The following is a 14,362-nucleotide window of genomic DNA, read 5'->3' as shown; positions in this document are numbered from 1 at the left end:
TTTTCCGGCCCGGCGCGGCTCTGCCGGCGGCCCCGGCCGGCTGGATACCCTCGCGGGATGAGCCCGAGCGACGCCCCGGCCCCGCGGCTGCCGCCGCCGCGCCGGGTCCCGGGCGTGCCGGACCGCGTCCGCCGGGTGCTGCTGCGCTGGGGCCTCGGGTCGCAGGGGGCGCTGACGCTCCTGCTCGTCGGGCTGACCCTGCTGGCCTCGGCCGGCATCGTGCTGGCCCGGCCGTGGTTCCCGCCGTCGACGTTCGTCCTCATCGAGCTGCTCGGGGCGTTCCTGCTGCGGCTGCGGGGCATGGTGGTGCTGTGCGCCGCGATCGTCGCGCAGGTGCTGGCCATCCCGCTGGCCGGCCTGGGGGAGTTCACGCCGGGGACGTTCGTGCTGCAGGGCGTCGCGGTCGCGGCCGTGCTGGCGTTCGCGACGCAGCGGGAGCGGCTGGGGCTGCAGGGCGCACCGGGGGGCCTCATGATCGTCGACCTGCGCGACCGCCTCGCGGCGCACGGCGTCGTGCCGGCGCTCCCGGACGGCTGGTCCGTGCAGACGGCGCTGCGGTCCGCCCACCGGGAGGCGTTCTCCGGCGACTTCGTCGTGACGGCCACCCGGGAGCACGGGAGCGTGCTCGAGCTCGTGCTGGTGGACGTCTCGGGCAAGGGCCAGGGCGCGGGCGTGCGGTCGCTGCAGCTCTCCGGGGCGCTCGCCGGGCTGGTGGGGCAGCTCGAGAGCGCGGACTTCCTGCCGGCCGCGAACGCGTACCTGCTGGGCCAGGCGTGGGAGGAGGGGTTCGCGAGCGCCGTGCACCTGTCGGTCGACCTGGCGACGGGCGACTACGAGGTGGCGTCCGCGGGGCACCTCCCGCCGGTGCACCTGCACTCCGGGTCCGGGGTGGTGGAGCTGCTCACCGTGCCGGGCGGCCCGGTGCTGGGTGTCGTCGAGGGCGCACGGTTCCCGCGGGTCGGCGGGCGCATCGACCCCGGCGACGCCCTGCTGCTGTACACCGACGGGCTGGTGGAGACGCCGGGCGGCGACCTGGACCTCGGCATCGACCGGCTCCGGGGTGCCGCGGAGGACGTGCTGGCGACGCGGCGCGGCGGCGCGGACGACGTGATCGCGCGGATCGGCGCGAGCGAGGGCGACGACCGGGCGCTCGTCCTGGTGCGCCGGGACTGACGGCCGTGGACGAGGACTACCTGGAGGCCGTGCTGGACGTCGTGGGGGCGATCCCGCCGGGCCGCGCGATGACGTACGGGCTCGTGGCCGAGGTGGTGCAGGACCGCCTCGTGGCGTCCGGGCTCCCCGCGCGCGGCGGCCCGCGGCAGGTGGGCCAGGTCATGGCGCGCGGCGGCAGCGGCGTGCCGTGGTGGCGGGTGGTGAACGCGGCCGGGTCGCCGCCGGCGCACCACGCGGCCGCGGCGCTGGACCGGCTGCGCGCCGAGGGCACCCCGCTGACCGCCGACGGGACGCGGGTCGCGCTGCGGCGCGCCGTGTGGTTCCCCGACGACCCGGCGGCCGGCTGACCGGTCAGCCCTGCAGGTCCCGGACCCGCACGGCGGCGAGGGCACCGGCCACCAGGGCCCCCGCCACGAGCGTCAGCGCGGCCAGCGGCGCGAGGTCCAGCGACGCGGCGGGCACCGGCGGGACCAGGCCGAACGGGGCCACGTCCAGCACGGCGTCCGGCAGGCCCAGCACCGGTCCGTACACCCCGACGACCACCGAGGCGACCAGCAGCGCCCACCCCGGCCACGCCGGCGCCCCGGTGCCGTGCAGCAGGGCGGCGAGCGCGACGAACGCCGCGACGACCGGCAGGTGGGCGAGCGAGGCGAGGGTGCACGCGGTCACCGCGCCGTCGACCGCTCCCGCCGCCCCGAGGCCGAGACCCAGGCCGCTCGCCAGCAGCAGCACGGTCGCCCCCGCGATCGCGACGCCGAGCTGGGCGCCCAGCCACGCACGCCGGTCGACGGACGCCGCGAGCACGGCGGAGGCCCGGCCGTCGGTCTCCTCGCGCCGCAGGTGCCCGACCACGGTGACGGCGTACACCGCGACCGCCATGGCCAGGATCCCCAGGAACGTCGAGACGGTGCGCAGCACGAGGTCGTCACCCGGGGCGGACCCGAACGCCTGCGCGAGCTGCGGCTGGTCCGCGAAGCTGTCGACGATGCCCTGCGTCATCGAGCCGGTCAGCGCGGCGAAGGCGAGCAGGGAGACCGCCCACCAGGCCAGTCCCGCCCGCTCGAGGCGTGCGGCGAGGCCCACCGGACCGGCCAGCCACCGGGAGGCGCGGGCGGCCCCCCGGCGCTCGGGGACGAGCCCGGCGCCGACGTCCCGGCGGGCGGCGAGCGCGACCGCGACGGCCAGGAGCACCGCCGCGGTGACGACGTGCAGCAGCAGCGGCCACCACCGCAGGTCGACGAACGCCCGCGTCTGCTGGGCCCAGCCGACGGGGGACGCCCACGAGAGCGCGCTGCCGCCGGTCCGCCGCGCGTCGCCGATGCCGCGGAGCAGGAACGCGAGGGCGAGGACGGCGCCCGCCGACCCGCTGGCGGCGCGGGCGCCGGTGGTGAGCTGCGCGGTCACGGCGGCGACCGTGCCGAACGTGACGCCGACCGCCGCGACGCCGAGGGCGACGGCGGCGCTGTCGCGCGCGTCGAGGCCGTTCGCCGTCAGCGCGCCCAGCAGCCCCGCCGCCACCGCGGCGTCCGCGACGAGCATGACGGCGAGCGCGGTGGCGAGCGGCGCGGCCCGGCCGACCACCCCGGCGCGCACCAGGTCCGTGCGCCCGTCCTCCTCCTCCGCGCGGGTGTGCCGCACGACCAGGAGGATCGACATGAGGGCGGCGGCCACGGCGAGCATGCCGAGCATCTCGTTGGCGATCATCACGCCGAACGTGTAGTCGTCGAGCCCGTACCCGGGGCCGGTCAGGAGGGCACCGGACGGCTCGCGCATGATCGCGGCGCGGGTCTGGCGGGCGGCGGCGTCCGGGTAGACGGTCGGCACGACGGCGCCGAAGTACGCCACGAGCCCGCCGAGGGACAGCGTCCACACCCCGATCCGGACGCGGTCCCGCCGGAGGGCGAACCGGGTGAGGTGACCGGTCCCGGCGAGCGGGCCGCCGGGGGCGGGTCCCGTGCGGCGGGGCCGGGTCGCCGCGGTCGTGGCGGTCGCGGCGGTCACGACGACGCCCCGGCACCGGCGCTGCTGCGGCCGTACTGCTCGACGAACAGCTGCTCCAGCGAGGGCGGTGCGGTGGTCAGCGCGGTCAGCCCGAGCGAGGCCAGCGCGGCGGTCACGGGGGAGAGCGCCTCGGCGTCGACGGACAGGTGCACCGTCCGGCCGTCCACGCGCACGTCGTGCGTCCCGGGCAGCGACGCGACGGCGCCGGGGTCGCCGGTGACGGTCGCGGTGACCGTCGTGCGGTGCAGGTGGCGCAGCCCGGAGAGCGTGCCGGTCTGCACCGCGCGCCCGTCGCGGATGATCGTCACGCGGTCGCAGAGCCGCTCGACCTCCGCCAGGATGTGCGACGACAGCAGCACGGTGCGGCCCTCGTCCCGGGCCCGCGTGATGCACTGCTGGAAGACCAGCTCCATGAGCGGGTCGAGGCCGGCGGTCGGCTCGTCCAGCACCAGCAGCTCCACGTCGGAGGCGAGCGCGGCGACCAGCGCGACCTTCTGGCGGTTGCCCTTGGAGTAGGTGCGGGCCTTCTTCGTGGGGTCGAGGTCGAACGCCTCCAGCAGCTCGGCCCGGCGGGCCGGGTCGGCGCCGCCCCGCAGCCGGGTGAGCAGGTCGATCGCCTCGCCGCCCGTGAGCTTCGGCCACAGCGTGACGTCCCCCGGGACGTACGCGAGCCGGCGGTGCAGCGCGACCGCGTCCGCCCACGCGTCGCCGCCGAGCACGCGCACCGTCCCGGCTTCCGGGCGCAGCAGGCCCAGCAGCACCCGGATCGTGGTGGACTTGCCGGCCCCGTTCGGGCCGAGGAACCCGTGCACCTCGCCGGCTTCGACCCGCAGGTCGAGCTCGTCGAGGGCGCGCACGGGGCCGAAGGACTTGGAGAGCCGGACGACGTCGATCACAGCGGGCACGGGGATCACGGGCTTTCGTCGCGGGGCCGCGCCGGGGCCGGCGGGCGGGACGGTGGGCGGGGTCGGACGGGTGGGCGGGCCGGACGGGCGCGGGGTGGGCGCCCCGGGGACGACGCGGACGCCGGGGCGCGCGGACGGGTCAGGCGGCGGGCGGCGGCGCGTGGCCGCCGGGCGGCGGCGCGCCGGCGTGCCCGACGTAGGCGTCGAGCAGGGCGCGGTCGGCCAGCAGCCCCTCGGTGTAGACCTCGAGCGCGGGCAGGGTCGCCGCGTCGGCGTACGCGCGCAGCGCCGGGCCCAGCCCCTCGGGGCCGGCCGGGTGCAGGCTGAGGTGCACGAGGAGGGCCCCGATGCCGCTGATCGCGAGCCAGCGCGCCCGCGCCTCCTCGTCGCGGCTGGGGCGGATGGTGCCGGCCGCGACCCCGTCCGCGAGGTACTGCCGGGCGTCGGCCACGAACGACTCGACGAAGCGCTGCGCCATGCCGCCGCCGTCCTGGAGGCTCCGGACCGCGTACGCCGCGAGCGGTGCGAACGACTCGACCCGGGCGAGCGCCGCGAGCACCGCCCCCGCGCCTCCCGGGCCGAGCGCCTCGGCCTTGTGCGACGCGATCGACGCGAGGACGTGCTCGTCGCACGCCTCCCGCAGCCGCTGCTTGCTGCCGAAGTGGTGCAGCACGAGCGCGGGGCTGACGCCGGCGTCCTCCGCGACCGTGCGGACGCCGGCCCGGAACCCGTCGCGCCCGAACCGCGCCACGGCGGCGTCCCGGATGCGGGCGCGCGCGGTGAGGTCGTCCGGGCCGGCGACTGAACGCATGTTCAGGATGCTAGCCAGCCGTTCAGCCGGGCGCAACGGACCGGCGCGCACCCCACCCGGACGCCGACGAGGGCGGACCCCTCGGCGGTCCGCCCTCGTGCCGCGTCCGGCGGCGGGCCGGGCCGGCGGCGACCGGCGCCCGGCCGCCGCCGGCCTGTGATCAGTGCGCGACCACCGCCGCCTCGGCCGCCACGACGGCGGGTGCCGCAGCCGCCCGGGCGCGGCGGTCGGCCAGCCGGCGGAACAGCACGGCGGTGAGGACGGCGCCGCCCGCGAAGATCCCCGCCGACCACGTGTACGCGGTGTCGAAGCTGTGCAGCGCCGCCTCGGCGAGCACCTCCGGCGTGGCCGGGGCGTGCGCCGCGACGTAGGTGCTCGCCGCGGTGGCGGCCAGCGTGTTGAGCAGCGCCGTGCCGATGGCGCCGCCCACCTGCTGGCTGGTCGAGACCAGCGCCGAGGCGGCCCCGGCCAGGCGCGGCTCGACCCCCAGCGTCGCGAGCTGGAACGACGCGGGCATGATCGAGGCCATCCCGACGCCCATGAGCACGAGCCCCGGCAGGACGTGCGCGTAGGTGCTGTCGGTCTCCAGCGTGGTGAGCGTCAGCATCGCCCCGGCGGCGAGCAGCATGCCGATCGGGACCAGGACCTTCGGGCCGAAGCGGGGGATGAGCAGGTTCGACTGGATCTGCGCGGTGACGATGATCGACACGACCATCGGCAGGAACGCGACGCCGGTGCGCATCGGGGAGTAGCCGAGCGTCGACTGCAGGTAGTACGTGAGGAACAGGAAGACCCCGAACATCCCGGAGCCCGCCACGAGGATCGCGAGGAACGACGCGCCGCGGTCCCGGTCCAGCACCACGTCCAGCGGCAGCACGGCGTGCGACGCGGTCCGCTGCCGCAGCACGAACCCGACGAGCAGGACGACGCTCGCGGCCAGGGGGCCCCACGTGGCCGGGGAGTCCCAGCCCTGCGGCTCGGCCTGCGAGAAGCCGAGGACCAGCGCGAACAGCCCCGCGGAGCCGAGCAGCACGCCGGGCAGGTCGAGGCGGTGGCCGGCCGTGCCCCCGGCCCGGGGGAGCAGCGCGGTGCCGGCGACCAGGGCGACGGCGGCGATGACGACGTTGACGTAGAGGTTCCAGCGCCAGTCGAGGTTCTCGGTGAGGTACCCGCCGAGCAGCAGGCCGATGGCGCCGCCCATGCCGGCGATCGCGCCGAACACGCCGAACGCGCGCGCCCGCTCCCGGGGGACGGTGAACGTGGTGGTCAGCACGGACAGGGCGGAGGGCGCGAGCACCGCGCCGAACACGCCCTGGAGCGCGCGGGCGGCGACGAGCAGCTCGAACGACCCGGCGGCCCCGCCGAGCGCGGACGCGACCGCGAACCCGACGAGCCCGATGAGGAACATGCGGCGCCGCCCGAACATGTCGGACAGCCGCCCGCCGAGCAGCAGCAGGCTGCCGAACGCGAGGGCGTAGGCGGTGACGACCCACTGGCGGTCGTTGTCGGAGAAGCCGAGCTCGGCCTGGGCCGAGGGCAGGGCGATGTTCACGATGGTCGCGTCGAGCACGACCATGAGCTGGGCGAGCGCGGCGGTCGCGAGGACGAGCCAGCGCCGCGGGTCGGGTGCCGGCAGGGCGGCGTCGGGTGTGGACACAGGTGTGCTTCCTCAGGACGTCGGTGTGGGGATGGGACGACGGTAATCCAAGACCGCCTAGTTCCGAAACCCATCAGTCTCGATTTGTCTCCGGGGGGCCCGGCGGGCACAATGGCCGCGACGGAGAGGAGCGGGCATGACAGCGCGTGGCGACGACGCGGACGTCGCGCTGCCCGCGCCCGCGCCGGCCTCCCGCCCCGGGCGCCCCCGCGACGAGGCGAAGGACGAGGCGATCCTCAGCGCAGCGCGCGAGCTGCTGCGCGAGCGCGGGTACGCCGGCATGACCATGGACGCCGTGGCCGAGCGGGCCGGCGCCGGCAAGGCCACCGTCTACCGCCGCTGGTCCTCCAAGGTGCAGCTCACGGTCGACAGCATGCTCTGCGCCAAGCAGCTCACCATCGACGAGGTCCCGGACACCGGCTCGCTGCGCGACGACCTCCTGGCCGTGGCCACCCGCGCCTCCCGGCTGAAGAACGACGACCTCATGCACGGCGTCATGTCGGCCATCCGCGAGCAGCCCGAGGTGGCCGCCGTCTTCCACGAGCAGTTCGTCGCGAGCCAGGCGCGGCTCATGCGGGACGTCCTGGAGCGCGCCGAGCTGCGCGGCGAGACGTCGCCCGACGCGGACGTCGAGATGATCACGGCCGTCGCGCTCGCGATGGTGCACTACCGCAAGGTCGTCGCGCACCGGCCGATGGACGCGGCGTTCGCCGCGCGCCTCGTGGACTCGGTGATCCTGCCGCTCGCGACCGGCCGGCTGACGTCGGCCGCGGAGCGGGAGGCCGTCGCCGCGGACGCCTGACGCCGCCGCGACCTCCCGCCCGTCCGCGGCGCCGCGGGGCCGGCGCCGCCGGTCAGGGCAGCGCGCGCCGGGAGCTGATGACGCCCGTGTCGAACCCCGCGAGGTGCAGCCCGCCGTGGAACCGGGCGTGCTCGATCTTCACGCACCGGTCCATGACGACGGTCAGCCCGGCGGCCTCGCCGCGGCGCGCGACGTCCTCGTGCCACGACCCGAGCTGGAGCCACAGCGCCCGCGCGCCCACGGCCAGCGTCTCGTCGAGCACGGTCGGCAGGTCGTCGTGGCGGCGGAACACGTCCACCAGGTCCGGCACCACCGGCAGCGCGTCGAGCGACGGGTACACCGGCAGCCCGAGGATCTCGGTCTCGCGCGGGTTCACCAGGTACAGGTCGTACGGCGCGCTGGAGCGCAGGTACGTCGTGACGAAGTACGACGCCCGGGACGGGTTGTTCGACGCGCCGACGATCGCGATGGACCGGGTGCGGCGCAGCAGCGCGAGCCGCTCCGGGGCGGACGGCCCCTGCCAGGTGCGGGTCGTGGTGCTCATCGGGTCGCCTCCGGCAGGGTGCAGGCGTCGGCGGGTCCGACGGCGGGGACGGGCAGCGCGGCCGGCGGGCCCGCGGGGCGTGCGGCGCCGGGCGGGCGGACGGGATCCGGGGCGGTCGCGGCCGTCAGGGCCTGGTCCAGGTCCCAGAGGATGTCCTCCGGGTCCTCCAGCCCCACGCTGATCCGCACCAGGTCCTCCGGGACGCCCGCGGCGGCGAGCTGCTCGGCGGACAGCTGCTGGTGCGTCGTCGACGCCGGGTGGATGACGAGCGTGCGGGCGTCTCCCACGTTCGCGAGGTGGCTGGCGAGCTGCAGCGCCTCGATGAACCGGCGACCCACCTCGCGGCCGGACCGCTCGGGGGTGCCGGCGAGCCGGAACGCGAACACCGACCCGGGGCCGAGCGGCAGGTAGCGGGCGGCGCGCTCGTGGTGCGGGTGGGACGGCAGGCCCGCCCAGTGCACGGCGCCGACGCGCGGGTCCGCGTCGAGCCACCCGGCCACCGCGCGGGCGTTCGCCAGGTGCGCGTCGAGGCGCTGCGGCAGGGTCTCGACGCCCTGCAGCAGCTGGAACGCCGACTGGGCGGACAGCGTCGGGCCGATGTCCCGCAGCTGCTCGGAGCGCAGCTTGGTGAGGAACCCGTACTCGCCGAAGTTCCCCCACCAGGACACGCCGTTGTACGACGGCACCGGCTCGGTCATCTGCGGGAACTTCCCGTTGCCCCAGTCGAACCGGCCGGACTCGACGACCACGCCGCCGAGCGTCGTGCCGTGCCCGCCGAGGAACTTCGTGGCCGAGTGGATGACGATGTCCGCGCCGTGCTCGATGGGCCGCACCAGGTACGGGGTCGACAGCGTCGCGTCCACGACCAGCGGGACGCCGGCGGCGTGGGCAACCTCCGCGAGCCCGGCCAGGTCCGCCACGTCGCCCGACGGGTTCGCGACGACCTCGGTGTACAGCACCTTCGTCTCCGGGCGGATCGCCGCGGCGAAGTCGGCCGGGTCGGTGCCGGGGACGAACGTGGTGTCCACGCCGAACCGGCGCAGCGTGACGTCGAGCTGCGTGACCGTGCCACCGTAGAGCTGCGCGGACGCCACGACGTGGTCGCCGGCGCCGACGAGCGCGGCGAACGTGACGAACTCCGCGGCCATCCCGGACGCCGTCGCCACGGCCCCGATGCCGCCCTCGAGCGACGCGATCCGCTCCTCGAGGGCCGCGACGGTGGGGTTGCCGATGCGGGAGTAGATGTTCCCGTACTTCTGCAGCGCGAACAGGTTCGCCGCGTCCGCGGTGTCGGTGAAGACGAACGACGTCGTCTGGTAGATCGGCACGGCGCGGGCGCCCGTGGCGGCGTCGGGGACGGCCCCGGCGTGCAGGGCGCGCGTGCGGAAGCCGAAGCGGTGCTCCTCGGTGGTCATGCGGGCAGGGCCTCCTCGGCCGTGGTGGGGTGGGGACGGGCGGCGCGGGGCAGCAGGGCCGCGACCTGCTCCACCGCCCACGGGTTCTGCAGGGACGTGCGGTCGCCGAGCGGGCGGCCGTCGTGCAGGTCGGCCAGCAGGCGGCGCAGGATCTTGCCCGACCGGGTCTTCGGGACCTCGGGCACCACGACGACGTGCCGCGGCTTGGCGACCGGCCCGATCTCGCGGGCGACCTGCGCCCGCAGCTCCTCGCGCAGCGCGTCGGCCGCGGCCCGCCACGCGGCGACGTCCTCGACCGGCCCCGGCGGCACGGCCGGCACGACGAACGCCGCGACGGCCTGCCCGCCCACCGCGTCCGCCACCCCGGCGACGCCGGCCTCGCCGACGGCGGGGTGCGCGACCAGGGCCGACTCGATCTCGATGGTCGACAGCCGGTGGCCGGCGACGTTCACGACGTCGTCCACCCGGCCGAGCAGCCACACGTCGCCGTCGGCGTCCCAGGACGCGCCGTCGCCCGCCAGGAAGTACCCCTGCGCCGCGAACGGGCGCCAGTACGAGTCGAGGTAGCGCCGCGGGTCGCCCCACACGGTGCGCGCCATGCCGGGCCACGGGCGGTCGATGACGAGGTACCCGCCGGCGCCGCGCGGCACGTCGGCGCCGTGCTCGTCGACCACCCGGGCGGACAGCCCCGGCAGCGGCCGGGTGGCCGAGCCGGGCTTGAGCGTCGTCACACCGGGCAGCGGCGCGATCACCGCCGCGCCGGTCTCGGACTGCCACCACGTGTCGACCACCGGCGCCCGGTCGCCGCCCAGCTCGCGGCGGAACCACACCCACGCCTCGGGGTTGATCGCCTCGCCGACCGTGCCCAGCAGCCGGATGCTCGACAGGTCGTACCCGTCCGGCAGGCCGTCGGGGAACCACGTCATGAACGTCCGGATGAGGGTCGGCGCGGTGTAGTACACCGTGACGCCGTACCGCTCGATGACCTCCAGGTGGCGCTCGCGGTGCGGGGTGTCCGGCGTGCCCTCGTAGATCACCTGCGTGAGGCCGTTGCTCAGCGGTCCGTAGATCTCGTAGGTGTGCGCGGTCACCCACGCGAGGTCGGCGGTGCACCAGTGGACGTCGTCGGGCTTGGCGTCGAACACCGCCCAGTGCGACCAGGACGCGTGCGTGAGGTAGCCGCCCGTGGTGTGCACCAGGCCCTTCGGCTTCCCGGTGGTGCCCGAGGTGTAGATGATGAACAGCGGGTGCTCGGCGTCGAACGCCTGCGCCTCGTGCCGGTCGGAGGCGGCGTCCACGACGTCGTGCCACCAGACGTCGCGCCCCGCGGTCCAGGCGACGTCCTGCCCGGTGCGCCGCACCACCAGCACGTGCTCGACGTGGTCCAGGCCCTCGACCGCGGCGTCGGCGGCGGACTTCACCTCGACGGCCCGGCCGCGCCGGAACTGCCCGTCGCTGGTGACGAGCAGCTTCGCGCCGGTGTCCTGCACCCGGAACCGCACCGCCTCCGCGGAGAACCCGCCGAACACCAGTGAGTGCACCGCGCCGACCCGAGCGATCGCCAGCGTCACGACGATCGTCTCGGCGATGACCGGCAGGTAGACGACCACCCGGTCGCCCGGCCCGACGCCCAGGTCGGTGAGCGCGTTCGCGGCCTTCGCGACCTCGCGCTGCAGGTCGGCGTAGGTGTACGAGCGGCGGTCGCCGCGCTCGCCCTCGGCGTGGATCGCGACCTTGTCGCCCCGGCCGGCGGCGACGTGCCGGTCGACGCAGTTCACCGCGGCGTTGAGCCGGCCGCCGACGAACCAGCGCGCCTCCGGCACGGTCAGCTCGCCGTCCGGGCCGGGCGCGGCGGGGGACCACGTGTGCGCGGTGTGCCAGGGCTGCGCCCACTCCAGGCGACGGGCGGCGTCCTCCCAGAACCCGACCGGGTCGGCCTCCGCGCGGGCGCGCAGGGCCGCGTCGAGCTCCGGGTCGACGTTCCAGCCGCCCGGGCCGCCGGGGTCGGCCGGCGCGGGGTACGTGCGGGTCTCGGACTGCAGGGCCGTGAAGGTCACGCCCACCTCCTCAGCAGGCGCTTCTCGGCCAGGCCGATCAGCGCGTCGGTCGTCTTGCCCAGCAGAGCCAGCAGCACGATCGCCAGCAGGATCCGGTCGACGCGGCCGTTCTGCCCGGAGTCCGTCAGCAGGAACCCGAGCCCCATCGACGACGCGATGAGCTCCGCGGCCACGAGGAACAGCCACGCCTGCGCCATGCCGAGTCGCAGGCCCGCCACCACCGCGGGCAGCGCGGCGGGCAGCTGCACGCCGCCCAGCAGCCGCGGCCCGCGCAGCCCGTAGGCGCGCCCGGCCTCCACCAGGTGCGGGTCGACGTGCCGGAGCGCGGCGACCACGGTCGTGTACACGGGGAAGAACGCGCCGATCGCGATGAGCGTGATCTTCGAGTCCTCGCCGATCTTGAGCCACAGGATCAGCAGCGGCACCCACGCCAGCGACGGCACCGCGCGCACGCCCGCGAGCACGGGCTCCAGCAGGGCGCCGGCCAGCCGGGACAGCCCGACCAGCGACCCGAGCGCGAGCCCCAGCGCCGCGCCCGCGACGAAGCCCAGCAGGACGCGCTGCGTCGAGATCGCCACGTACGGCCCGAGCAGGCCGCGCTGCGTCAGGTCCACGGCCGCGGTCCACACGGACGCCGGGCTCGGCAGCTGGTACGGCGCCACCCGCCCGGTCGCCGTGACCCACTGCCACGCGAGCAGCAGCAGCGCGGGGACGACGAGGCCGAGGGCCACGCGCACCGGGCGCCGGCCGGGCGGACCCGCGGCGCGGGGACCGGACGCGAGGCCCGGGCTGAACGGGTTCCAGCCGGGGCGGATGCGCCCGCGGTCGTCGGTCACCGGGGCGGAGGTGCCCGCGACGGTGGCGGTGCCGAGCACGGGGGACATGGGGTCTCCTCGGGAGGGTGGGGCCGGTGGCCGCGCGGGTGCGCGGCCACCGGCGGGACGTCAGTCCGCGATCGTGGACGGGTCCGCGGCCTCGGCGAACTGCGGGTCGAACAGCTCGTCGAGCGCGGTGTCGACCAGGTCCTGCGAGGCCACGTCGCCGGACTCCACGAAGATCGGCCCCACCACGTCGAGCACCGCGCGCTGCGCGTCGCCCGGGACGGGGTCGATGTCGAGCGTCGTGCGCTCGGTGATGACCGTCTCGGCCACCGCCGGGTCGATGCCGGCGACGTCCGCGAGGATCGCGGCCACCTCGTCGGGGTTCTCCTGCGCCCACGCGCGGGCCTTCTCGTACGCGTCGACGACCACCTGCGCCAGGTCCGGGCTGGCGTCCAGGAACTCCTGCGTCGCGTTGAGGAACCCGTAGGTGTTGAAGTCGACGTTCCGGTACAGCAGCGTCGACCCGGCCTCCGCCTCGCTCGCGGCCATCAGCGGGTCCAGGCCCGACCAGGCGTCCACGGAGCCGTTCTCGAGCGCGGCCTTGCCGTCGGCGTGCTGGAGGTTCTGCACCTCGACGTCCGCCGGGTCGACGCCGGCCGCGTCGAGCGCCTGCAGCAGGAAGAAGTACGGGTCGGTGCCCTTGGTGGCGGCGACCGAGCGGCCCGCGAGGTCCGCGACGTCGGTGATGTCCGAGCCCTCCGGCACGACGAGCGCGGCCCACTCGGGCTGCGAGTAGATGTCGATCGTGCGGATGGGGGAGCCGTTCGCCCGGGCCAGCAGCGCGGCGGACCCCGCGGTCGAGCCGACGTCGACCGCGCCCGCGCGCAGCGCCTCGTTGGCCTTGTTGGAGCCCGCGGACTGCACCCACTCCACGGTGACGTCGTCGCCGAGGGTGTTCTCCAGCCAGCCCTGGTCCTTGATGACGAGGCTCAGCGGGTTGTACGTCGCGAAGTCCAGCGTGAGGGTGTCGGCGCTCCAGCCGGAGTCGTCGCCCTCGGGGGCGGAGCCGGCCTGCGCCTCGCCCTCGCCGGCGACGCAGCCGCCGAGCAGCAGGGTCGCGGCGAGCACGGAGGCCACGGCGGCGGCGGGGCGGCGCACGGCGGCGCGGGATCGGGCGGTCATGTCGGTCGTCTCCTCGGTGGGTGGGTGCCCGTCGGGGGCGGGCGGGGGAGTGCGGGTCAGATGGCGTGGTGCAGGTCGGGGTCGTGCACGTGGTGGTGGGTCGGGACGCCGAGGCCGTCGAGCAGCTCGGCGCGCAGCTCGGCCAGGCGGGCGTCGGCGCGGTCCCGGGGGCGGGCGCCCGGCACGCGCAGGACGCGGCGCACGGACGTGCCCCCCGCGTCGGGGGTGCCGAGCAGGACGACGCGGTCCGCGAGGAACAGCGCCTCCTCGACGTCGTGGGTGACGAGCAGGACCGTCGTCGGGCGCTCGGCGTGGACGTCGAGCAGCAGGTCCTGCATCCGGAGCCGGGTGAGGGCGTCCAGCGCCCCGAAGGGCTCGTCGAGCAGCAGCACCGCCGGGCGCCGGGCCAGGGCCCGGGCCAGCGACGCGCGCTGCGCCATGCCGCCCGAGACCTGCCGGGGCCGCAGGCCCGCCGAGCCGGACAGGCCGACGAGCTCCAGCAGCCGCGCCACCTGCTCGCGGGCGTCGCGCCGCGGCGTGCCGCGGGGCAGCCCCAGCGCGACGTTCTGCGCGAGCGTCCGCCACGGCAGCAGCCGCGGCTCCTGGAACGCGACGGCCGTGCGCGGGTCGTACGGTCCGACGGGCGAACCGCCCAGCAGGATCTCGCCCTCGTCCGGCCGGTCCAGGCCGGCGACCTGGCGCAGCAGCGTCGACTTGCCGCAGCCGGACGGGCCGATGACGGCCACGACCTCGCCCGCGGCGACGTCGAGGTCGACGCCGGCGAGCACGGTGCGGGTGCCCTCCGGGGTGGCGAACGCCCGGGCGACGCCGCGCAGCCCGACCGGGCGGGCGGTGCCGGCCGCGGCGGGCGGTGCGGGCGGTGCGGGTGCCGGAGGCGCGGCGGGCGCGGCGGCGTCCGCGGGCGGGGTCGGTGCGGCGGGCGCGGCGGGCGCCGTGGTGGGGCGGGTGGGGGAGGTCATGCGAGGTCCCGGGT

General features: G+C 76.6%; 13 protein-coding genes. 3 read left to right on the top strand and 10 right to left on the bottom strand.

Going from position 1 to position 14,362, the window contains the following annotated elements:
* Positions 1-57: 57 nt before the first annotated feature.
* The gene (locus AAHH18_RS15480; protein WP_343302224.1) at positions 58-1,173 is read left to right on the top strand and encodes a PP2C family protein-serine/threonine phosphatase; all 1,116 of its coding nucleotides are present in this window, start codon (positions 58-60) and stop codon (positions 1,171-1,173) included.
* A gap of 5 nt (positions 1,174-1,178) precedes the next feature.
* Entirely contained in the window at positions 1,179-1,520 is a 342-nt protein-coding gene (locus AAHH18_RS15475; protein ID WP_343302223.1) for an MGMT family protein, read from the top strand.
* 4 nt (positions 1,521-1,524) lie between these two features.
* On the opposite strand, the gene AAHH18_RS15470 is transcribed toward AAHH18_RS15475, so the two are convergent.
* From AAHH18_RS15470 to AAHH18_RS15455, 4 genes are all read right to left on the bottom strand, one after another.
* Entirely contained in the window at positions 1,525-3,174 is a 1,650-nt protein-coding gene (locus AAHH18_RS15470) for an ABC transporter permease (protein ID WP_343302222.1), read from the bottom strand.
* Entirely contained in the window at positions 3,171-4,079 is a 909-nt protein-coding gene (locus AAHH18_RS15465) for an ABC transporter ATP-binding protein (protein ID WP_343302221.1), read from the bottom strand. The genes AAHH18_RS15470 and AAHH18_RS15465 overlap by 4 nt, the downstream gene beginning before the upstream one ends.
* 139 nt (positions 4,080-4,218) lie before the next feature.
* Positions 4,219-4,890, bottom strand: a complete 672-nt coding sequence (locus AAHH18_RS15460) for a TetR/AcrR family transcriptional regulator (protein ID WP_343302220.1) — start codon at positions 4,888-4,890, stop codon at positions 4,219-4,221.
* A 160-nt stretch (positions 4,891-5,050) separates the two neighbouring features.
* The gene (locus AAHH18_RS15455; protein ID WP_343302219.1) at positions 5,051-6,547 is read right to left on the bottom strand and encodes an MFS transporter; all 1,497 of its coding nucleotides are present in this window, start codon (positions 6,545-6,547) and stop codon (positions 5,051-5,053) included.
* A 136-nt stretch (positions 6,548-6,683) separates the two neighbouring features.
* On the opposite strand from AAHH18_RS15455, the gene AAHH18_RS15450 reads away from it, so the two are divergent.
* Positions 6,684-7,349 carry a TetR/AcrR family transcriptional regulator gene (locus AAHH18_RS15450; protein ID WP_343302218.1) on the top strand — a complete coding sequence of 222 codons (666 nt, stop codon included), beginning with the start codon at positions 6,684-6,686 and terminating at the stop codon, positions 7,347-7,349.
* 52 nt (positions 7,350-7,401) lie between these two features.
* Here the strand turns inward: AAHH18_RS15450 and AAHH18_RS15445 are convergent, their stop codons facing one another.
* The 6 genes from AAHH18_RS15445 to AAHH18_RS15420 are packed head-to-tail and all read right to left on the bottom strand — an operon-like array spanning position 7,402 to position 14,348.
* Positions 7,402-7,893: a CoA-binding protein gene (locus AAHH18_RS15445; protein ID WP_343302217.1), complete on the bottom strand. Its 492-nt coding sequence runs from the start codon at positions 7,891-7,893 to the stop codon at positions 7,402-7,404.
* The gene (locus tag AAHH18_RS15440) at positions 7,890-9,308 is read right to left on the bottom strand and encodes an O-acetylhomoserine aminocarboxypropyltransferase/cysteine synthase family protein (RefSeq protein ID WP_343302216.1); all 1,419 of its coding nucleotides are present in this window, start codon (positions 9,306-9,308) and stop codon (positions 7,890-7,892) included. The genes AAHH18_RS15445 and AAHH18_RS15440 overlap by 4 nt, the downstream gene beginning before the upstream one ends.
* Positions 9,305-11,371, bottom strand: coding sequence for an acetate--CoA ligase (gene acs, locus AAHH18_RS15435; protein ID WP_459349154.1), 2,067 nt, complete (start codon positions 11,369-11,371; stop codon positions 9,305-9,307). The genes AAHH18_RS15440 and acs overlap by 4 nt, the downstream gene beginning before the upstream one ends.
* Positions 11,362-12,249 carry an ABC transporter permease gene (locus tag AAHH18_RS15430; RefSeq protein WP_343302214.1) on the bottom strand — a complete coding sequence of 296 codons (888 nt, stop codon included), beginning with the start codon at positions 12,247-12,249 and terminating at the stop codon, positions 11,362-11,364. Before AAHH18_RS15430 ends, acs begins: the two co-directional genes overlap by 10 nt.
* 60 nt (positions 12,250-12,309) lie before the next feature.
* Positions 12,310-13,368 (bottom strand): aliphatic sulfonate ABC transporter substrate-binding protein, encoded by a 1,059-nt coding sequence (locus AAHH18_RS15425; RefSeq protein WP_343302213.1) that lies wholly within the window; start codon positions 13,366-13,368, stop codon positions 12,310-12,312.
* Between the two features lie 56 nt (positions 13,369-13,424).
* A complete protein-coding gene (locus tag AAHH18_RS15420; RefSeq protein ID WP_343302212.1) occupies positions 13,425-14,348 on the bottom strand; it encodes an ABC transporter ATP-binding protein in 924 nt (307 codons plus the stop codon).
* Between the last annotated feature and the right edge of the window lie 14 nt (positions 14,349-14,362).

It is taken from the genome of Cellulomonas olei, assembly GCF_039548315.1.
GTDB lineage: Bacteria > Actinomycetota > Actinomycetes > Actinomycetales > Cellulomonadaceae > Cellulomonas.
The sequence above is the reverse complement of the archived record's forward strand: the minus strand, read 5'-3'. Positions and strand labels throughout refer to the sequence as shown.

What these genes read in the sequence shown, in the direction of transcription:
- AAHH18_RS15425 (WP_343302213.1), bottom strand. Translation starts at nt 13,368, where the DNA reads ATGACCGCCCGATCCCGCGCCGCCGTGCGCCGCCCCGCCGCCGCCGTG.
- AAHH18_RS15480 (WP_343302224.1), top strand. Translation starts at nt 58, where the DNA reads ATGAGCCCGAGCGACGCCCCGGCCCCGCGGCTGCCGCCGCCGCGCCGG.
- AAHH18_RS15450 (WP_343302218.1), top strand. Translation starts at nt 6,684, where the DNA reads ATGACAGCGCGTGGCGACGACGCGGACGTCGCGCTGCCCGCGCCCGCG.
- AAHH18_RS15460 (WP_343302220.1), bottom strand. Translation starts at nt 4,890, where the DNA reads ATGCGTTCAGTCGCCGGCCCGGACGACCTCACCGCGCGCGCCCGCATC.
- AAHH18_RS15445 (WP_343302217.1), bottom strand. Translation starts at nt 7,893, where the DNA reads ATGAGCACCACGACCCGCACCTGGCAGGGGCCGTCCGCCCCGGAGCGG.
- AAHH18_RS15420 (WP_343302212.1), bottom strand. Translation starts at nt 14,348, where the DNA reads ATGACCTCCCCCACCCGCCCCACCACGGCGCCCGCCGCGCCCGCCGCA.
- AAHH18_RS15430 (WP_343302214.1), bottom strand. Translation starts at nt 12,249, where the DNA reads ATGTCCCCCGTGCTCGGCACCGCCACCGTCGCGGGCACCTCCGCCCCG.
- AAHH18_RS15440 (WP_343302216.1), bottom strand. Translation starts at nt 9,308, where the DNA reads ATGACCACCGAGGAGCACCGCTTCGGCTTCCGCACGCGCGCCCTGCAC.